Below are 19,629 nucleotides of genomic sequence, written 5' to 3'. Positions count from 1 at the left end.
GGTGGGGCCGTGCGCGTACCGGGCGGGTGTTGGTGTTAGCTGGCGACAGGTGCCGTCGGCAGTTGGTAGCCTTTGAACTGCTCGCGCAGCCGGGTCTTGAGCAGCTTGCCGGTGGCCGTGTGGGGCAGCTCATCGACAAACTCCACCGCATCGGGCAGCCACCAGCGCGCCAGCCGGTCCTTCATGAAGTCCAGCACCTCCTGGCCGCTCACATCGGTGCCAGGCTTGCGCACGATGACCAGCAGCGGGCGCTCCTGCCAGCGCTCGTGGTGTACGCCGATGACGGCGGCTTCCTTGACGGCGGGGTGGGCCAGCGCCAGGTTCTCGATGTCGATCGACGAGATCCATTCACCTCCGGACTTGATGACATCCTTGGCGCGGTCGGTGATCTGTACAAAGCCTTCTTCATCAATCCGGGCCACATCGCCGGTGTTCAACCAGCCTTGCGCATCCAGCGCCGAGCCGGCCTCTTGCCCGTAGTAGGCGGAGATGACCCAGGGGCCGCGCACACGCAGCTCGCCAGGGGCTGGGTCGCCGGGCGGCAGTTGTTGGCCCTCGTCATTGAAGATGGCCACATCCACGCCATACATGGGCCGGCCCTGGCGGGCACGCACATCAATGCGCTCATTGCGGGCCAGGGCCTCATGCCGGGGCAGCAGGGTGCTGACGGTGGCTACCGGGCTGGTCTCGGTCATGCCCCAGGCCTGGTTGGCGGTCACGCCCAGCAGGCTGTCGAACTGGTCGATCATCGCGCGGGGCGCGGCAGAGCCGCCCATCATGATGCGTTCGAGCTTCAAGGCATCCTTGTCGCCGGCGGGCAGGCTTTCCACATATTGCAAAAAGCCCATCCAGACCGTGGGAACGCCGAGCGAGAAGGTGCAGCCCTCGTCGCGCATCAGCTGGTACAGCGCCTTGCCACTCAAATCCGGCCCGGGCAGCACCAGCTTGGCGCCGCACATCGCGCTGGCATAGGGCAGGCCCCAGGCGTTGACATGGAACATCGGCACGGTGAGCAGCACGCAATCGCGGGCACGCAAGGCCAGGCCATCGGCCGCGCAGACCACCCAGGAATGCAGCACGGTAGAGCGGTGGCTGTAGAGCACGCCCTTGGGGTTGCCGGTGGTGCCCGAGGTGTAGCACAGCGATGAGGCGCTGTCTTCGGCCAGCTCGGGCCAGTCAAAATCGCCCGCTTCCTCGGCCACCAGATCCTCGTAGCACAGCAGTGGGGCGGGCAGGTCCATGGCCGGCATCTGGTCGGGCTTGCACAGCGCCACAAAGGCCTTCACCGTTTTGAGGCTGGGCGCCAGCTCGGCCACCAGGCCGGCAAAGCTCAGGTCAAAGAACACATAATCATCGGCCGCATGGTTGATGATGTAGCGGATCTGGTCGGCAAACAGGCGCGGGTTGACGGTGTGCAGCACCGCGCCGGCGCCCGATACGGCGTAGTACAGCTCCAGATGGCGGTGCGTGTTCCAGGCCAAGGTAGCGATGCGCGCACCGCTGGCCATGCCCTGGCGCAGCAGCGCTGCAGCGAGGCGCCGCGAGCGCTGGGACACGGTCAGCCAGTTCGAGCGCGTGAGCTCGCCATCCGGTGTGCGGGAGACGACTTCCACCTGGGGATGAAAGCGTGCTGCATGTTCCAGCAAGCCGGAAATCCGCAGCGCGCGCTGCTGCATTAGCCCTTGCATGTTGCTCCTTGTTTTGTTTTATATACCTGTCGGCAGGTAAAAAGTTTAGCAGCCGCAGCAGCGCTGCAAGCCCGGGATTACCCTGGACCTGTCCCCTCCAAAACGCTTGCGGGGAAACCCTGTTGCTTACCGGTCGGCAAGTAGGCATGATGCAGCGAGAACAAGGCGGAGGCGGCCTGCCATCCCCTATCGAGCCGGTGCCCCGCTGCGGTGTGGCGGGGCGGCCGGCACCAGCCAGCAGGAGACAAAGAGCAATGGACAATCACACAATCCACCAGGTGGATGCGGTTATCGTGGGCGCCGGTTTTGGCGGTCTGTGCGCAGTGCACAAGTTCCGGGAGATGGGGCTGAAGATCCAGGCCTTTGAGGCCGGCGGCGATGTGGGCGGCGTCTGGTACTGGAACCGCTACCCCGGCGCGCGGGTGGACCTGCCCAGCATTGACTACAGCTTCTCCTTCTCGCCCGAGATCGAGCAGGAATGGACCTGGTCCGAGCAGTTTGCCGCGCAGCCCGAGCTGATGCGCTACTTCAATTTTGTGGCCGAGCGGCTGGACCTGCGCAAGCACTACCAGTTCAACACCCGCGTCGACAGCGCGCGCTGGGACGATGCACGCCAGCTGTGGGTAGTACGCACCAACCGGGGCGAGTGCTATGAGGCGCGCTACTGCATCATGGCGACCGGCCCGCTGTCGGTGCCCAAGGAGCCCGAGATTGAAGGCATTGCGCGCTTTGGCGGGCAGATTCTGCGTGCAGCGCGCTGGCCGCATGAGCCGGTGGATTTCAGCGGCAAGCGCGTGGGCGTGATCGGCACCGGATCGACCGGCATCCAGATCGTGCAGGAAGTGGGCAAGCAGGCTTGCGAGCTGTTCGTGTTTCAGCGCACGCCGAGCTTTACGATGCCGATGCGCAATGTGCCGCTGGAGCCCGCGTACGTGGCCGAAGTCAAGCGCCACTATGCCGGCATCCGCGAGCTGGCGCGCAACAGCAATGTGGGCGGCGTGCGGCCGCAGTCGAGCCGCCCGTTTTTCAGCGTGACGCCAGCGCAGCGCCGGGCGCTGCTGGAAGATGCCTGGCTGCAAGGCGGCCTGGCGATGCTGGGCACCTTTGCCGACCTGATGCAAAACGAGCAGGCCAACGAGGAAGTGGCCGAGTTTGTGCGCGGCAAGATTGGCGAGGTGGTGGATGACCCGGCCACCGCCGAGGCGCTGAAGCCGCGCGGCTACCCCATCTTTGCGCGCCGCCCCTGCCTGGACACCGGCTACTACGAAACCTACAACCAGCCCCATGTGCATCTGCGCGACTGCATCACGGACCCGATCGTGTCCATCACCGAGAAGGGCGTGCGCACGCAATCGGGCGAGGTGGAGCTGGATGTGCTGATCTTTGCCACCGGCTACGACGGCCTGACCGGCGCGCTGCTGGCCTTTGAGGTGGAAGGGCGCGACGGCCTGACGGTGCAGCAGAAGTGGAAGGAGGGCGCGACCTCGTGCCTGGGCATCATGATGCATGGCTTCCCCAACCTGTTCATGACCACCGGGCCCAACGGCCCATCGGCGCTGGCCAATGTGGTGCGCACCAGCGAGAACGATGTGGACTGGACGGCCGCTGCCATCCGCCACCTGCAGGCCCATGGCTTGAGCAGCATCGAGCCGAGCGCGCAAGAGGAGCAGGCCTGGATGGACCTGGTGCATTCGCTGGCGCCGCGCACCCTGCTGTCCAAGGCCAAGACCTGGTATGTGGGCGCTAACGTGCAGGGCAAGGCCCCGGGCCTGACGATGTTTACCGGCGGCTTCCAGAAGTACCGCGAGCACTGCCTGGCTGCTATCCACAAGGGCTTCAGCGGCTACCACTTTGCGCAAAAGCGCGAACGCGAGCGCGCGGCAGACGCCAGCGCAACAGTGGAAAACGCCGCGCACTGATACCCTGGGTTTGCAAGTCCCTGACTGGCCATGCGGTCTTCGGGGGCTGTGCCTGCCTGCACCCTGCAGGGGGCATTGTTGTCTTCCACCAAGAGCTGCCAGCCATGAGCAACGTCACCTTTCACAGCGCAGACGGGATAGGCCGTATCTGCATCTCCCACCCGCCGTTGAACCTGTTCTCGCACCGCCTGCTGACGGGGCTGAGCGCCGCGCTGGCGCAGTTTGAGGCCGATGCCTCGCTGCCGCTGCTGCTGATCTACTGCGAGGGCCCGTCCTTTGTCGCGGGCGCGGACATTGCCGAGTTCGACAACCCGGCCTTTTCTGCCGAGGCCATCAATGCGCTGCTGAACCGCATCGAGGCGCAGACGCGCCCTGTGGTGGTGGCCCTGCATGGCACGGTGCTGGGCGCCGGCATGGAGCTGGCCTTGGCCTGCCACTACCGTGTGGCACAACAGGGCACCAGGCTGGGTCTGCCCGAGGTGAAGCTGGGCATTCTGCCCGGCGCAGGCGGCACCCAGCGCTTGCCACGCCTGGTGGGCGCAAGCTTGGCGCTGGACCTGATGCTGAGCGGCCGCCCGGTGCCCGCGCAAGAGGCGCTGGCCAGCGGCATCGTCGATGCGGTGGAAGAGGGCGACCCGCTGGCATTCGGCCTGGCCTTTGGCCGCCAATTGCTGGCCAGCGGCGCCCAGCCGCGCCGCTTGAGCGCGCAAACTGCCCCGCCCGGCGAGCACAGCCAGGCCATTGCAGCGGCGCTGGACGCTGCGCGCAAGAGCCCGCAGTACCCCGCCAAGGAGGCCATCGTGCTGTGCGTGCAGCAGGCGCTGACCGCTGACTTTGCCAGCGGCGCCCGCGCCGAGGCCGAGGCCTTCAACCGCTTGCTGCCATCGGCGCAGTCGCGCGCACTGCGCCATCTGTTTTTTGCGCAGCGCCGCAGCCGGCAGATTCCCGGTCTGGAGCGGCAGGTGCCGGCCGGAAAGATCGAGCAAGTCGGCATTCTGGGGGCCGGCACCATGGGCAGCGGCATTGCGATGTGCTTTTTGAACGCCGGCATCCGCACCGTGCTGGTGGATGCCGCGCCTGCGGGGCTGGAGCGCGGGCTGCAGCTGATCCGATCCACCTACGAGGCCCAGGTGGCCAAGGGCCGCATGGGTGCCGAGCAGGCCAGTGCGCGCCTGGCTTTGCTGACCACCTCACTGGACGACCAGGCGCTGGCGCCCTGCGATCTGGTGATCGAAGCGGTGTTTGAGGACATGGCCCTCAAGCTGCAGGTCTGCCGCCGTTTGGGCGAGGTCTGCAAACCCGGCGCCATCATCGCCAGCAATACCTCGACCCTGGATGTGGATGCGCTGGCCCAGGCCACCGGGCGGCCAGCCGATGTGGTGGGCATGCACTTCTTCAGTCCGGCCAACATCATGCGTTTGCTGGAGGTGGTGCGCGGCGCGCACACCGCCCCGCAGGTGCTCAAGACCGTCATCGACCTGGCCGGCAAGATCGGCAAGACGCCGGTGGTATCGGGCGTCTGCTTTGGCTTTATTGGCAACCGCATGGCCGAGGTCTATCTGCGCGAGGCCGAGTTCTTGCTGATGGAAGGCGCCACCCCCGCGCAGATCGACGAGGCGGTGCAGGCGCTGGGCCTGGCGATGGGCCCTTGCCGCATGCTGGACATGGCCGGGCTCGATGTGGGCGCCAAGACCGTCATCGAATGCGGCAAGGCCGGCGGCCTGCCGCCCGATGCCAGCTACCGCGCAGTGGTGCGCAAGATGTTTGAACTGGGCCGCTTTGGCCAGAAAACCGGCTTGGGCTACTACCGCTACGAGGGCCGCCAGGCGCTGCCCGACCCCGAGACGGGCCGCATTGCTGCAGAACTTGCCCAGGCGCATGGCATTGCCCAGCGCAGCGACATTGCAGCGCAGGAGATTGTCGAGCGCCTGCTCTACAGCATGGTCAACGAAGGCTGCAAGATTCTGGACGAGGGCATTGCCTACCGCGCCAGCGATATCGATGTGGTCTGGGCGGCCGGTTATGGCTTTCCGGATTTTCGGGGCGGGCCGATGTTCATGGCCGAGCAGATCGGCCTGGCGCAGATCGTGGAGCGGCTGGAGCACCAGGCCACAACGCGGGGCAACCGCTATGGCTATTGGACGGTATCGCCACTGCTGCAAAAGCTGGCCGCACAGCGCCAGGGCTTTGACAGCCTGCAGGCCGCCTGAGGGCCGAAAGGCCCGAAGGCTTAACCATCAACATTCAAGAGCACCGCCATGAAAGACGCCGTCATTGTTTCCACCGCCCGCACGGGCATCGGCCGGGCCTATAGGGGCTCGCTCAACCACACCCGCTCGCCCCACCTGATGGGCCACACCATCGAGCACGCGGTGGCGCGCGCCGGAGTGGACCCGGCGGAGGTGGACGATGTGATCGTCGGCTGCGTGCTGACCGGGGGCACCGCCGGCATGAACCTGGCACGCAATGCCTTGCTGGCCGCAGGCCTGCCGATGAGCGTGGCGGGCCAGACGGTAGACCGGCAATGCGCCTCCGGCCTGATGGCGATTGCCAGCGCAGCCAAGCAGGTGCTGGTCGATGGCATGCAGGTGGTGGTGGCAGGCGGCTGCGAGAACATCACCGCCGTGCAAACGCCCTATATGGACTGGGCCAGCCGCGAGCGCGATCCGGCCGTCATCGCCCATGCCGCCCATGCCTATATGCCGATGCTGCAAACGGCCGAGCATGTGGCGCGCCAGTACCGCATCAGCCGCGAGGCGCAGGATGCCTATGCGCTGGAGTCGCAACTGCGCACCGCACGCGCCCAGGCCGCTGGCCTGTTCGACCGCGAGATCGTGCCCTTCAGCACCCAGATGGCGGTGACCGACAAGATCACGAAGGAAGTCAGCCTGCAGGACGTGACCCTGGCCCGCGACGAAGGCAACCGACCCGACACCAGCCTGACAGGGCTGGCCGCCCTCAAACCGGTGATCGAGGGCGGCGTCATCACCGCCGGCAATGCCAGCCAGCTGTCGGATGGCGCATCGGCCTGCGTGGTCATGGATTCGGTACTGGCCGAGCGCCGGGGCCTGGAGGTGCTGGGCATCTACCGGGGCATGGCGGTAGCCGGCTGCGCGCCGGAAGAGATGGGCATCGGCCCCATCTATGCGATCCCCAAGCTGCTCGCCCAGCACGGGCTGGGCGTGCAGGACATCGGCCTGTGGGAGCTGAACGAAGCCTTTGCCTGCCAGGCGCTGTACTGCCGCGACCAGCTGGGCATCGATCCCGAGCGCTTCAATGTCAACGGCGGCGGCATCTCCATCGGCCACCCCTATGGCATGACGGGCGCCCGCATCGCCTGCCATGCGTTGCTGGAAGGCCAGCGCCGGGGAGTGCGCTATGTGGTGGCCACCATGTGCGTGGGCGGGGGCATGGGGGCTGCCGCGCTGTTTGAGGTGGGGTAAGAACGTGCTGACGATCTCCTCGCGCCGCGACAGTGTCCCTACGGGTTGGCGCGAAATCGGGCGATTTCTTCACGCTGGCCCTTGCTTGCACCCCGGTGCAAGCTGCGTCCCATCCCTTCGAACCCATCCCGATGGCTCTCCAACGCAGCTGCGTAGAGATCCTCAACACGTTCTAACATGCAACTCGACTACGCCAGCATCCGCCAGACCCTGGATTTTTTGCTCTACGACTGGCTAGAGGTGGAGGCGCTCAGCCGCCATGCGCGCTATGCCGGCCACGACCGCCAGACCTATGGCGCGGTGCTGGACATGTGCGAGCGCCTGGCCGCTGACAAGTTCGAGCCCTTCAACCGGCTGGTCGACCAGCAGGAGCCGCATTTTGACGGGCAGCAGCTGCATCTGCCCGATTGCACACCGGCGGCATGTGCCGCCTATGCCGAATCGGGCATGCTGGCGGCATCGCATGACTACGCGGTGGGGGGGATGCAGCTGCCTTGCGTGGTGGAGATGGCGGCCAACAGCATGGTTTCGGCGGCCAGCATTGCCCTGAAGGCCTATTCGATGCTGACAGCGGCCAATGCCGGCCTGCTGATGGCCCATGGCACGCCCGCCCAGCAAAAGGCCTTTGCGCTGCCCCAGCTGCAAGGCCGCTTTTTTGGCACGATGAACCTCAGCGAGCCGCAGGCCGGCTCCAGCCTGTCGGACATCACGACGCGAGCCGTGCCCGATGGCGCCGACCATGCCAACGACCCGCTGGGCCCGCGCTACCGGCTGAGGGGCCGCAAGATGTGGATCTCTGGCGGCGAGCATGCGATGGGCGAGAACATCGTCCACCTGGTGCTGGCCAAGGTGCCTGATGACAGTGGTCAGCTGCCTGCTGGCGTGGGCGGCATCTCGCTGTTCATCGTGCCCAAAGTCCTGGTCGATACCGAAGGCCAGGTGACCGGCGAGCGCAACGACATCGCGCTGGCCGGGCTGAACCACAAGCTGGGTTACCGGGGCACCGTCAACACCTTGCTGCATTACGGCGAGCAGGGCGGAGCCATTGGCTACCGTGTGGGCGCGCTGGGTGCGGGCCTGCAGTGCATGTTCCACATGATGAACGAGGCCCGCATCCAGGTGGGGCTGGGCGCCACCATGCTGGGCTACGCCGGCTACCTGCAATCGCGCGACTATGCCCGCCAGCGGCCCCAGGGCCGCCCGGTGGCTGCCGGCCAGAAGGTGGTGAAGAATGCGCAGCAGCCGCAGGTGCCGATTGCCGAGCATGCCGATGTCAAGCGCATGCTGCTGGCGCAAAAAAGCTATGCCGAAGGCGCGCTGGCGCTGCAGCTGTACTGCGCCAAGCTGGTCGACACCCAGCGCGCCGGCGCGCCGCAGCAGGCCGATGCCGCCCAACTGCTGCTGCAGGTGCTCACCCCCATCGCCAAGAGCTGGCCCAGCCAGTGGTGCCAGGAGGGCAACAGCCTCGCCATCCAGGTGCTGGGCGGCTATGGCTACACGCGCGACTACGCTGTGGAGCAGCACTGGCGCGACAACCGGCTCAACATGATCCATGAAGGCACCCACGGCATCCAGGCCTTCGACCTGCTCGGCCGCAAGCTGCGCATGGACGGCGGCGCCGCCTGGGCCTTGCTGCAGGCTGAGATCGCACAAACCATCGCCGTGGCCCGATCCATACCCGCATGCGCCCCCTGGGCCGACCGCTTGGCCACCGCCACCGAAGCCCTGCAATCCGCCACCGATGCCGCCTGGTCCAGCGGCAACGCCCAGTTGGCCCTCGCCAACGCCACCGCCTACATGACCGCCTTCGGCCATGTCACGCTGGCCTGGCTGTGGCTGGATATCGCTGTCAACGCGCATGAGGGCATGGCCGCTGCCGATGCGGGACAGCAGGCCTTTTTGCAGGGCAAGCTCGATTGCGCGCGTTATTTTTACGCGTATGAGTTGCCGCTGGTGCAGGCTTGGCTGGCGCCGGTGATGGCGGGGGAGGGGTTGTTGGTGGAGGTGGCGTCGGGCAGTCTTTGAGTGGCGGCTGAAGCCCGCAACGGCGGTGCCTCGGGCAAACTGGCACGCTTGGGCCGAAACCATTTTGTGAAATACGCCACGCGCGGGGCCAGAACACTGCGACACTACGCATCCACACTGGGCCGGCATCTCCGGGTTCTTGGGGTGACAGGATCCGCAGGACGCTCCACCGGCATGCCCGGCGGCGTAGTCTTCTCCTTTCTTTTGGAAACCTTCTATATGTGCAAACGCGCTCTACAGGCCACTGCCGCCGCAGTGGTCTTCGTTCTTTCAGCGCCCTTCGCCACCGCGCGTACGCTATGCACGCTGATGGCAGACGCCGATTCCGGCCAGCTGCTGGTCCAGCAAGGCCCGGCCTGCTCCGAGCGCGTGACACCTGCCTCGACTTTCAAGCTCGCCATCAGCCTCATGGGCTACGACGCGGGAGTGCTCAAGGATGCTGCAGAGCCTGCCTTGCCGTACCAGGCGGGCTATCCGGATTGGGCGGGCGATGCCTGGCGGGGGGACATCACGCCGACCACCTGGATGCGGGATTCGGTCTTCTGGTACTCGCAGCAGGTGGTCAAGCGGCTAGGGCAGGAGCGCTTCGCGCACTACGTGAAGGCATTCGAATATGGCAATGCCGATGTCTCTGCGGTACCGGTCGATGAACCGGGGCAGAACGGGGTCTGGGTGATGAGTTCGCTGCGTATCTCGGCCGAGGAACAGCTCGCGTTCATGCGCAAGATCGTGCGCCGCCAACTGCCGGTGAGTGCCCATGCCTATGACATGACTACCGGCATTTCGAACTACGGCACCGAGGTCAACGGCTGGACTGTGCATGGCAAGACGGGCACCGGGTCGCCGGGCAGCGACCACCGCTATGACGCGAACCACGCGTATGGCTGGTACGTCGGCTGGGCGACCAGGGGCGCGCGCAGGCTGGCGTTTGTGCGCCTGATCCAGGATGCACAAGCCCTTAAGCCCAACGCAGGGCTGCGTGCGCGCCAAGAGCTTCTTGGGCTTTTGCCCACCGCTGACCAGTAAGAAGGGCATCGCCATGGTCGTGCTGCGTCGCGCGCTTGCCGCCGTTCTTTTGCTTTTCAGCGCATCCTGCGTTCTGGATAGGCAACCACACGTCCCGGCACCGCAGCCTGGGATCGCCTCAAGTGCCGCTTGCGGACTTTATCGGCGATGTCAAGGAGGCCGGCGCCGTGCTGAGCCGGGTACCTGGCTGGTCGAAGATGCTGCGCTTTCCGTATCTGAAGGAAGGCAACACGCTGGCCAAGCGGGACGGCATGCGCCTGTGGATGCAGGCCGCAGGCTACAGGGCGGCTCCGGTGTCGATCGACGCGAGCGACTGGTACTACAACCAGGTGTATGTGGCCTGGCTGAACGAAGCAAATGCCGCCAAGGCCGATCAGGTGAAAGCCGCGTACATCGCACATCTGCTGGACCGCGCGGCCTACTACGACGGTCTGGCCCGGGAGGTCCTGGGCCGCAGTCCAGCCCATGTGATGCTGCTGCACACCAACAGGATCAATGCTGCCGCGCTCGATGAATTGATCTGGGCATTCCGGGATCGCGGGTGGAGTTTTACCACGGCCACGAGCGCCTTCGAGGACCCGATCTATACCGAGCAGATCGATACCTTGCCAGCAGGCGAGAGCATCCTCTGGGCCAGCGCCAAGGCGGCAGGGATACCGGGTCTGCGCTACCGGGCCGAGGATTCCGTCTACGAGGCGCCCACGCTACGCGCCCAGGGACTGATGCCGGCGCACATGCCGCAGTAATGCACTGGCAAGGGGTTTGACGATGGGGCGGCAGAGGAGCCCAACTGGCCAGTGCCAGCAGCTCGCCGTCTCTCGGCATCGGTTTGCGCAACACCACCCCAGCGCAGCGGGCGGCGGGCCTCAGCGCAGTAACTGTGCCAACCAGCGGCGGCGGGCCTGTGTACGGCCTTCGGCAGGTGGGCGATGCCCGTTTGGCGCGCAAAGCCTGCGGTCTGGTCTTCTGCCCGAAGCCGGACGGGTGCCGTGAGCGCTTGACATTCAACTTAACTTGAACCTTAAGCTCGCTGTCTTCTCACCACATCCGATGCTGCAAGGGTAGACATGCAAACCATCTTGGGGGCCAATGGCCAAATCGCGACCGAGCTGGCGCGTGCGTTGAAGCGCCACTACACGCAGAACCTGCGCCTGGTCAGCCGCCAGCCGCGCAAGGTCAACGGTACCGACGAACTGGTCCGTGCCGACCTGCTCGATGCCATACAGACCCTGGACGCAGTGCGTGGCAGTGAGGTCGTGTATTTCACCGCTGGCCTGCCTCCGGACACCGCATTATGGGAAACGCAATTTCCGGCCATGCTGCGTAACGCACTCGATGCCAGCCGGGCAGCGGGGGCCAAGTTTGTCTACTTTGACAACACCTATAGGTATCCGCAAAGCGCGCAGCGGCAAACCGAGGAAACCATTTTTGCCCCGACAGGGCGCAAGGGCCGCGTGCGGGCCTTGATGGCCGAGATGGTACTGGCCGAGATGCAGCGCGGCAATATCCCCGTCGCCATTGGCCGTGCGCCAGAGTTCTATGGCCCCGGCAAGACCCAGAGCGTCACCAACACGCTGGTGATTGCGCCGCTCAAGGCTGGCCGAAAGGCCAAGGTTCCGGTACGGGATGACACGCTGCGTACGCTGATCTGGACGCCCGATGCCAGCCGCGCGATGGCGATCATTGGCAATACGGAGGATGCATACGGCCAGACCTGGCACCTGCCTTGCTGGGACGAGCGCCTGACTTACCAAGCCTTTGTACAGCTGGCCGCCACCACTTTCGGGGTGACGCCACGCTACCGCGTGCTGAGCCATTGGGCGCTGGTGGCTGCGAGCTGGGTGTCCAAGCCGGTGCGCGAGCTGCGCGAACTGCTACCGCGCTATGCGCACGACCTTGATTTTGATTCGTCCAAGTTCCGGCGTCGCTTTCCGCACTTCGTGGTCACCAGCTACGAACAGGGATTGAGGCACATCGCGCAAGCGTCTTCCTGAGCACACAGCGCTCCCTGCAGGGCGCCGCCCGGCGCGAGGATGGCGGCCACCCTGTGCCGGCCAGGGCGCTAGGGCTGCCAGAGCGGAGCCGGACCGGCCCGGGAGATGTTTGCCGCGCCATGCGATTTGAAGACCTGCTCAGTTGCCCGCGCCGTTGGCCCGCTGCTTGCGCGCGGCACGCATCAGCTGGCCCATCTTCTCTTCGGCAGCGGATTCAGAGGGCAGGGATGCAGACTGCTGTGCCAGCACATGGGTGAGCACGCGGCGCGCGTTGTCCTGGCAATCCATGTCATCTGGCCGCGCCTCTATGTCGGCCAACAAGGCCTGCACCTGCCTTTTGCTGGTTTGCAGTTGTTTTTCCATGGCCTTGATGTCGGCCAGTTTCTGGCGCAAGGTGGCCACGACCCCGTCATGGTCCCAGCCTTGCAGGCCGCGTGGCAGCAATGCGCGAATGTCCTCCAGGCTGAAACCCACCTTTTGCGCCATGACCACCAACTCCAGCATCTGCACCATCTCCGGCGGGTAGCTGCGGTAGCCGTTCAAGCCCCGCTGCGCCGCTGGCAGCAGGCCGCTTTGCTCGTAGAAGCGGATGCGCGATGTGGACAGACCTGTGCGTTTGCTCAGTTCACCAATATTCATACGTCATTCTCGTGATGCATTGAACGTCCCTGCACGTTGAAGCTTACTGCGCTGGCAAGGCCAGTGCTGCAGAGGCGGTTGGTGGTGCGCGCCCTCCACCCGCCATGCCAGCGGACGCAGCCGGGCCATTGCCGCACGCGGCCCCCTGAAAACGTCTTACACAGCGGTGCAACAGCCTTGTTTTAACGTTCACAGGCTTGGCACCCTTCTTTTTCGTCAACCGCTAGGAGTTTTTCATGTCCTTTGTCACTACCAAAGACGGCGTCCAGATTTTTTACAAAGACTGGGGGCCCAAGGACGCACAGCCGATCGTCTTTCACCATGGTTGGCCGCTGAGTGCTGACGACTGGGACAACCAGATGCTGTTCTTTCTTGCCCAGGGCTTTCGCGTGGTTGCGCATGACCGACGTGGCCATGGCCGCTCCAGCCAGGTCAGCGAAGGCCATGATATGGACCATTACGCGGCGGACGCTGCGGCGGTAGCCGAGCATCTCGATCTGCAGCGGGCCATCCATGTGGGCCATTCCACCGGCGGTGGGCAGGTGGCGCGCTATGTGGCCCAGTTCGGTCAGCCCCAGGGACGGGTGGCGAAGGCCGTCCTCATCAGCGCCGTGCCACCATTGATGGTCAAGACCCCGGCCAACCCCGGAGGCACACCGATGGAAGTTTTTGACGGTTTTCGCGCCGCGCTGGCCGCCAACCGTGCGCAGTTCTACATCGACGTGCCCACTGGCCCCTTCTACGGCTATAACCGCGCTGGGGTCAAACCGGTGCAGGGCACCATCCAGAACTGGTGGCGCCAAGGCATGATGGGCAGCGCCCAAGCGCACTATGAAGGCATCAAGGCATTTTCAGAAACGGACCAGACGGCCGACCTGAAAGCCATCACCGTGCCTACCTTGGTGCTGCAGGGCGATGACGACCAGGTGGTGCCCTATAAAAACGCGGCGGTGCTGCAAGACCAGCTGCTGGCCAACAGCGAGTTGAAAATCTACAAGGGCTATTCGCACGGCATGCATACCGAAAACGCGGATGCCATCAACGCAGATCTGCTTGCGTTCATCCAAAAGTAAGCGCTAGAAGACCGGGGCGCCCTGCTGATGAGCCGCCTTGGACCCTGCGGCAATGGTCGATGGTGGGCGCGCCGAACGGCGCCCTGGGTGGATAGGCACCCGCATTCAACCCATGGGGCCTCAGCCGCTGATGGGCGTCCTGCCCATCGACAGCGTTCCAGCGCAGGACAGGCTTTGCTATGGCCATCCACTGCCGTTGCGCCTCGCACGGCTTTGCGCCATCAAGACGCTGGTGGCACAGGCACGCGCTGCGCAGGCCGGCGTGCTCGCCAGCCACCGGCCATCAGCATCAACAACATCAGCAGTATCGAGCCCCACTGGCCCAGCATGGGCACTGGGGTGGCTACCGCGTTGACGGGGACGCCGCCAACGATGGTCAGCGTTGCTGGCGCCGTGTTGTTGGCGGTATTGCTGTCTGTGCTATCGGTCACAGCCGCTGTGGCAGCAAAGCTGCCTGCCGCTGTGGGCGTGCCGGTGATGGCGCAGGTGACACTGCCGCCGACTGCGAGATTGGCAATATTGCAGGCGCCTAATACCAGGCCTGCGGGCAGGCCGGTTACCGAAGCGGCAGCGCTTGCACTGGCAGGCGCCGTACCACCGTTGGTGATGGTGATACTGCCGCTGTAAGCCGTTCCAACCGTGCCTGCGGGGAGGTTGGTGCTCACGGCCAGGTCTGGAAAAGCACCCACGGCAATGGTCGCGGTGGCGCTGTTGTTGCGGGGGTCGAGATCGGCCGTATCCGTGGCAGTCGCCATCACAGCGAAGCTGCCTGCTGTGGTGGCGGTGCCATTTACGCTGCAGGTAACGCTGGCGCCGGCGGCCAGATGGGCCAAATTGCAGCTGCCCAGCGTGAGTCCATTGGGCAGGCCTGTGATGGACACCGAGGCAGCGGCATCTGCCGGTCCGGAGCCGTTGTTGGTGATGGTGACCGTGCCGCTGTACGGCATGCCGACCGCAGTGCTGCCAGGCAGGGCGACTGCCATCACCAAGTCGGAAAACACCACCTTGCGGACCACCCTGTTATAGGCGTCACTGATAAACAGGGCGCCTGCGCTGTTGAACGCGACCGCCGAAGCGCCTCTCAGTTGTGCACTGGTAGCAGGACCCCCATCGCCCGAATAGCCGGCAGCACCGGTTCCGGCCACGACCGTGTTGACGCCATCGGCGTCCACTTTGAGGACGTTGTTATCCTGCCCGTTGGAAATATAAAGATTGCCGATACGGTCAAAAGCGAGGCCCGAGGAGTAGCGGCTGGTTCCCATGTCATTGCTGAAGTTTGCTCCTGGCACCGAGCTGATGATTCCACCGGCACCGATCTTGCGCACGACCCGGTTCTGTACATCGGCCATGTGCAGATGGCCCGCTGCGTCAAAGGCGAGCCCGGTGGGGAAGTTCAGGGCCGCGCTGGTGGCAGCTCCTCCATCGCCGCTGTAGCCCGCAGAGCCCACTCCCGCAACCGTGGTGATGGCGCCGCCGCCATCTACTTTGACAACGAGGTGTTGAAACGCCAACGACGTATAGAGGTTGCCGCTGCTGTCCACCGCTATTCCGAATGGAGTGCGGCCATTCAAATCAGAGAACAAGGTCACCGTGCCGCTGGTATCGATCTTGCGAATCCCTCCCGCCATCGAGCCCACATACAGGTTGCCAGCGTTGTCGAACGCGAGCCCGGTGATATCGCTGAAGGACGCGCTGGTGGCAGGGCCACCGTCACCACTGTTTCCCGCAGTTCCATTGCCTGCAAACGTTGTGATGCTTCCAGTGGTATCCACCTTGCATATGACATTGCTTTCGGCTATGTATAGATTGCCTTGGCTGTCCACTGCGATATCGTTGCCGCCGTACTCCAGATTGACCTGGATCGCGGCCCCACTGCCGCAACTGCTAATAGGAGTATTGGCAGTGCCGGTGCCGGTGCCCGCCACTGTCGAGATGGTCTGGGCCTGTGCGATACCGGTAAGGGCGAGCAAGCCGGTGATGACCAGGCTTCGCCCGGCAAAAGACGAGCCAATAAAGCGCTTGAACCACATGGGAAATACTCCTGAACCCCATAGATCTGTTATGAGGGGATGGTGATCAATGGTTTGGTATGGGTACCGTCATCCAGCTGCACGCTGGGAGGTCAATAGCCAGGGCAAGCAGAGCCATTCATTGGACTGGTCATCGAATGGCTGGGTGCCTATAAAGAGGCAGTGCTTGCCGAGTCAGGGGGGTGAATGGCCGGCACCACAAAAATATAATTGATGCGGGTCTATTGGATAATAGAAGGCATGACTATGGCGGCAATGTTCCATGATATGGATATCGGATGGCTGCAAAACACCTCATGCTGGTGCCGGATAATTTTGAGGCATGATTTGCTTTTACTCCATTCGGACAATCACGCAGAAATAAACAAAGAGTTTTGAATGAAATCAAAAATACCAGGCGCGCTCTCGCTCGGATAATGGGAGGGTTTGAATGCCTGTGGCGCTGAAAATGCAAGCTCCGCGGTGTTAGCTGCGATAAAGGGGTGCCATTTAACCCGCTGTGCGGCCATGCGCCCACTTTCCCGGGCAGCGCATCCCGGCCTCAGGCCTTGCCGGTGTGCCCCTGGAGGCGCCAGGTGGATAGGCAGGAGCCCGCGCTCCATGCCGCGCATGGCACCCTCTTGCCAGCGCGCAATCATGCAGTCTGCGGGCGCAGATCCTGCCAACGATAGCCCAGCACCGCCACCACGATGGTGCCCATGCCCAACCACTGAGGCACGGTGGGTTGGGTGCCAAACCAGAGAAGATCCACGGCCAACGCAACTGCCGGGTAGATAAAACTCAGCATCGCCACTGCCGGGGCGCTGAGCCGCTGAAACGCGCCGTACATCAGTCCATACATCCAAGCGGTGTGCAGCAACCCCAGAATCAGCACGCAGACCACGGTGCTGGCACCGGGAAGACCGGTACTGTGGCGCATGGCCTGCAACAGCGCAGGGGCGGACCAGCATGCCAATGCGGCGCCGCCTGCCAGCATCTGCACCATCGCAATCTGCGCAGGCGCGATGTTCTTGACCCGCCGGGTGCTGATGACGGTGACGGTGTAAAGCGCGGCAGCCAGCAGCGCCAGCGCTATTCCCCATACCGGCGCGCTCGTGGACGGAGCCACACTGGCCACGGCATCCGTGCCCAGCCCACTGCTCAGTACCACACCGCACAGTGCTGGGACCATCCATAGCAGCTTGCGCCAACCGATCGCCTCGCCGCCCAGCGCTGCCGCCAGTACCAGCATGAAAGGCTGCACATGGTAGACCACGGTGGCAACGGCGATTCCCACGTAGGCATAGGCATGGAACAGCGCCACCCAGTTGGCGACCAGGGCCGCGCCACCGAGCACCATGGAGAGCCAGCCTGACCTGCTTGGCGGCACCCAGGCACGTTGCCACAGGATCCACAGGCCCAATCCCAGCGCGCCAAGCAGGCAGCGCAGCAGGACGACATGCTCTACCGGCAAACCACTTTCGATGACGACCAGCCCGATCGTCCCTGACAGAGCCATTGCGGCCACCATGCGCCAGGTGCCGCCGCCTTGTACTGCGGTGAATGCACTGGCCTTGACTGGAGGGATGCCCGCTACGCTTGAGGAGTTCATGATTTCATCGAGGAGATAAGAGGATTGCGATGGTCAGGCCTTGCGATAGAATTGACAATATGGCTTGAAATCAATTAATTGTTGCCTCTGATGCAACGATAGATGCCCATGAATACCGACTCTCTTCCGCTCGCCGACATGCAGGTATTTGTCCAGGTGGTGGCCCAGCATAGTTTTGCGGGTGCAGCGCGCCACCTGCGCCTCACCACCAGTGCCGTGAGCCGTAGCGTAGGCCGCCTGGAGTCCGAGCTGGGGGTGAAGCTGCTCAACCGCACGACCCGGTCCTTGTCGTTGACGGAGGTAGGTGCGGCCGTGCACGCCGATTGTGTGCTGATGCTGCAAAGCGCCGAGCTTGCGGTGTCGCGTGCCACTGCCCACCGCCAACAGCCGCAGGGCGTGTTGCGCATGAGTGCCCCCTTGGTCTTTGGCGATTGGTGGCTGGCCCCGCTGCTGCCCGGTTTCTGCGCGCTTTTTCCCGAAGTGCAAGTCCAGCTGACCATGCGCGATGAACTGCTCGACCTGACCGCCGAAGGGCTGGACCTGGCGATCCGCATCAGCAGTGCCGATGCGCTGCCGCCCGCGATGGTGGCTCGGCCGCTCAAGCGCATTCGTTATCTGCTGGTCGCGCACCCAGCCTACCTGCAGACCCGGCCGCCCATCACCGAACCCCAGGATCTGATGGCCCATCGATGCATGAGCCTGGGTTATGGGCCATTTCAGAACGTGGTGGAGCTCGCTTGCGTTGCGAGCCCTGCTGCGCCCCCCGTCAAGCTGCGGCTGAACACGCCCATCACGATTGCCAGCAGCCATGGTTTGCTCAACGCGCTGCAATCCAATGCCGTCGCTGGCATTGCGCTCATGGCCGAATTCGTGGCCTGCAACCATCTCGCCCAGGGCAGCCTGGTGGAGGTGCTGCCCGGTTGGCAGTTGGTGGGAAGCTATGCCCCTCGGACCGCCTATGCCTTGCATGCACCAGGCCCCCATGTACCCCCTAAATTGCGGGCCATGCTGGACTATTTGCAAAGCCAGACCGCCGAGGCGGTGACGAGCGGCACACCCCTTGCAAGCGCTGGTTCCAGGTAGCTCGGCAGGCAACAGCGGCCACTGGTCCGCATACCGCTCCAGCAACGCCGGCAGCGCTGGGATGGTCTGGCGCCAAGTGGCGCGCAGCATGGCTGCCTTGCTTTGCTGCAGGCGCTCCTGCTCCTGGGCCAAGGCCAGTTGTAGCTGCTGCAGCTGGGGCAGCAGTTCAGTGTCGATGGCGCCTTGGACGTTTTCTTGCAGGCCAGGCTGCGGCGTCAATCCAGGCGGATGCCGCGCTCTTTGATCAGCTTGCCCCAGCGCGCCAGCTCCTGCTGCAGGTGCGTGGCCAGTGCCTGGGGCGTGCTGCCAATGGGCTCGGCGCCTACGCTTTCGAGCTTTTTGAGGGTATCGGGCTGCTGCATCGCGCCGTTGAGCACCTGGTTAAGCCGGGCCACCACCTGGGGCGGCGTGCCGGCGGGCGCAAACACCGCGAACCAGGGCGATACTTCATAGCCGGGCGGGCCGGCTTCGGCAATCGTGGGCACATCGGGCAGCGCGGAGGAGCGCTTGGCCGTGGTTACGCCCAGCGCGCGCAGCTTGCCCGACTGGATATGGGGCCGCGCCGAGGTGATGCTGTCAAACATCAAGTCAACCTGGCCGCCCAGCATGTCGGTAATGGCCGGGCCGCTGCCTTTGTAGGGCACATGCATCAGCGCCACCCCGGCGGTAGAGGCAAACACCTCACCGGCCAGATGGATGGAGGTGCCGTTGCCAGCGGAGGCATAGCTGAGCTTGCCGGGGTTGCGGCGCGCATGGGCCAGCACATCCTGCACCGATGTGTCGGGGCTGCGGGCGGCATTGACCACCAGCACATTGGGCACCACCGCCAGCAGGCTGATGGGCGCAAAGTCCTTGACCGGGTCATAGGCCAGCTTGGCGTACAGCGCCGGGTTGGTAGCCATGCCGATCGAGGTGATCATGATCGTGTAGCCATCGGCAGGCTGCTTGGCGACATAGTCGGCGCCAATATTGCCGCCGGCGCCGGGCCGGTTCTCGACCACAAAGGGCTGGCCCAGCTCGCGCGCGGCGCGGTCGCACAAGAACCTGTTCGAAGTCTCTACGCAGCCGCGTTGGAGTGCAATCGGGATGAGTTCGAAGCGATGGTCCGCAGCTTGCAC

The 19,629-nt window shown here is 64.4% G+C and carries 14 protein-coding genes; 9 read left to right on the top strand and 5 right to left on the bottom strand.

The window, feature by feature from the left end; all coding sequences use genetic code 11:
• Positions 1-35 precede the first annotated feature (35 nt).
• The gene (locus tag ACHWUQ_RS11650; RefSeq protein WP_394681220.1) at positions 36-1,688 is read right to left on the bottom strand and encodes a long-chain fatty acid--CoA ligase; all 1,653 of its coding nucleotides are present in this window, start codon (positions 1,686-1,688) and stop codon (positions 36-38) included.
• 254 nt (positions 1,689-1,942) lie between these two features.
• On the opposite strand from ACHWUQ_RS11650, the gene ACHWUQ_RS11645 reads away from it, so the two are divergent.
• The 7 genes from ACHWUQ_RS11645 to ACHWUQ_RS11615 all read left to right on the top strand — a co-directional run bounded on the left by ACHWUQ_RS11645 (position 1,943) and on the right by ACHWUQ_RS11615 (position 12,095).
• Positions 1,943-3,607: a flavin-containing monooxygenase gene (locus ACHWUQ_RS11645; protein WP_394681219.1), complete on the top strand. Its 1,665-nt coding sequence runs from the start codon at positions 1,943-1,945 to the stop codon at positions 3,605-3,607.
• Between the two features lie 104 nt (positions 3,608-3,711).
• Positions 3,712-5,817, top strand: coding sequence for a 3-hydroxyacyl-CoA dehydrogenase NAD-binding domain-containing protein (locus ACHWUQ_RS11640; RefSeq protein ID WP_394681218.1), 2,106 nt, complete (start codon positions 3,712-3,714; stop codon positions 5,815-5,817).
• 48 nt (positions 5,818-5,865) lie between these two features.
• Positions 5,866-7,050, top strand: coding sequence for an acetyl-CoA C-acyltransferase (locus ACHWUQ_RS11635; protein ID WP_394681217.1), 1,185 nt, complete (start codon positions 5,866-5,868; stop codon positions 7,048-7,050).
• 177 nt (positions 7,051-7,227) lie between these two features.
• Complete coding sequence (locus ACHWUQ_RS11630; RefSeq protein ID WP_394681216.1) at positions 7,228-9,075, top strand: acyl-CoA dehydrogenase; 1,848 nt, start codon at positions 7,228-7,230, stop codon at positions 9,073-9,075.
• Positions 9,076-9,294: 219 nt separating this feature from the next.
• The gene (blaOXA, locus tag ACHWUQ_RS11625; protein ID WP_394681229.1) at positions 9,295-10,101 is read left to right on the top strand and encodes a class D beta-lactamase; all 807 of its coding nucleotides are present in this window, start codon (positions 9,295-9,297) and stop codon (positions 10,099-10,101) included.
• A gap of 122 nt (positions 10,102-10,223) precedes the next feature.
• Positions 10,224-10,847: a hypothetical protein gene (locus ACHWUQ_RS11620; protein WP_394681215.1), complete on the top strand. Its 624-nt coding sequence runs from the start codon at positions 10,224-10,226 to the stop codon at positions 10,845-10,847.
• Positions 10,848-11,168: 321 nt separating this feature from the next.
• Entirely contained in the window at positions 11,169-12,095 is a 927-nt protein-coding gene (locus ACHWUQ_RS11615; RefSeq protein ID WP_394681214.1) for an NAD-dependent epimerase/dehydratase family protein, read from the top strand.
• 138 nt (positions 12,096-12,233) lie between these two features.
• Here ACHWUQ_RS11615 and ACHWUQ_RS11610 read toward each other — a convergent pair whose 3' ends face one another.
• Positions 12,234-12,734 carry a MerR family transcriptional regulator gene (locus tag ACHWUQ_RS11610; RefSeq protein WP_394681213.1) on the bottom strand — a complete coding sequence of 167 codons (501 nt, stop codon included), beginning with the start codon at positions 12,732-12,734 and terminating at the stop codon, positions 12,234-12,236.
• 236 nt (positions 12,735-12,970) lie between these two features.
• Here ACHWUQ_RS11610 and ACHWUQ_RS11605 point away from each other — a divergent pair, with 236 nt between their 5' ends.
• A complete protein-coding gene (locus ACHWUQ_RS11605) occupies positions 12,971-13,807 on the top strand; it encodes an alpha/beta fold hydrolase (RefSeq protein ID WP_394681212.1) in 837 nt (278 codons plus the stop codon).
• A 221-nt stretch (positions 13,808-14,028) separates the two neighbouring features.
• Here the strand turns inward: ACHWUQ_RS11605 and ACHWUQ_RS11600 are convergent, their stop codons facing one another.
• Positions 14,029-15,837, bottom strand: coding sequence for a CARDB domain-containing protein (locus tag ACHWUQ_RS11600; RefSeq protein WP_394681211.1), 1,809 nt, complete (start codon positions 15,835-15,837; stop codon positions 14,029-14,031).
• Positions 15,838-16,471: 634 nt separating this feature from the next.
• A complete protein-coding gene (locus ACHWUQ_RS11595) occupies positions 16,472-17,428 on the bottom strand; it encodes a DMT family transporter (protein ID WP_394681210.1) in 957 nt (318 codons plus the stop codon).
• Between the two features lie 108 nt (positions 17,429-17,536).
• On the opposite strand from ACHWUQ_RS11595, the gene ACHWUQ_RS11590 reads away from it, so the two are divergent.
• The gene (locus ACHWUQ_RS11590) at positions 17,537-18,511 is read left to right on the top strand and encodes a LysR family transcriptional regulator (RefSeq protein WP_394681209.1); all 975 of its coding nucleotides are present in this window, start codon (positions 17,537-17,539) and stop codon (positions 18,509-18,511) included.
• A gap of 215 nt (positions 18,512-18,726) precedes the next feature.
• Here the strand turns inward: ACHWUQ_RS11590 and ACHWUQ_RS11585 are convergent.
• On the bottom strand, positions 18,727-19,629 hold a 903-nt coding region (locus tag ACHWUQ_RS11585; RefSeq protein WP_394681208.1), incomplete at its 5' end, for a tripartite tricarboxylate transporter substrate binding protein.

Source organism: uncultured Comamonas sp. (assembly GCF_964277875.1).
Lineage (GTDB): Bacteria > Pseudomonadota > Gammaproteobacteria > Burkholderiales > Burkholderiaceae_C > Comamonas > Comamonas sediminis.
This window is presented reverse-complemented; position numbering and strand designations above follow the sequence as displayed.

Bases quoted from the DNA above. Each gene is read 5' to 3' on its own strand.
- ACHWUQ_RS11650 (WP_394681220.1), bottom strand. From the start codon at position 1,688: ATGCAAGGGCTAATGCAGCAGCGCGCGCTGCGGATTTCCGGCTTGCTG.
- ACHWUQ_RS11645 (WP_394681219.1), top strand. From the start codon at position 1,943: ATGGACAATCACACAATCCACCAGGTGGATGCGGTTATCGTGGGCGCC.
- ACHWUQ_RS11640 (WP_394681218.1), top strand. From the start codon at position 3,712: ATGAGCAACGTCACCTTTCACAGCGCAGACGGGATAGGCCGTATCTGC.
- ACHWUQ_RS11635 (WP_394681217.1), top strand. From the start codon at position 5,866: ATGAAAGACGCCGTCATTGTTTCCACCGCCCGCACGGGCATCGGCCGG.
- ACHWUQ_RS11630 (WP_394681216.1), top strand. From the start codon at position 7,228: ATGCAACTCGACTACGCCAGCATCCGCCAGACCCTGGATTTTTTGCTC.
- blaOXA (WP_394681229.1), top strand. From the start codon at position 9,295: ATGTGCAAACGCGCTCTACAGGCCACTGCCGCCGCAGTGGTCTTCGTT.
- ACHWUQ_RS11615 (WP_394681214.1), top strand. From the start codon at position 11,169: ATGCAAACCATCTTGGGGGCCAATGGCCAAATCGCGACCGAGCTGGCG.
- ACHWUQ_RS11610 (WP_394681213.1), bottom strand. From the start codon at position 12,734: ATGAATATTGGTGAACTGAGCAAACGCACAGGTCTGTCCACATCGCGC.
- ACHWUQ_RS11605 (WP_394681212.1), top strand. From the start codon at position 12,971: ATGTCCTTTGTCACTACCAAAGACGGCGTCCAGATTTTTTACAAAGAC.
- ACHWUQ_RS11600 (WP_394681211.1), bottom strand. From the start codon at position 15,837: ATGTGGTTCAAGCGCTTTATTGGCTCGTCTTTTGCCGGGCGAAGCCTG.
- ACHWUQ_RS11595 (WP_394681210.1), bottom strand. From the start codon at position 17,428: ATGAACTCCTCAAGCGTAGCGGGCATCCCTCCAGTCAAGGCCAGTGCA.
- ACHWUQ_RS11590 (WP_394681209.1), top strand. From the start codon at position 17,537: ATGAATACCGACTCTCTTCCGCTCGCCGACATGCAGGTATTTGTCCAG.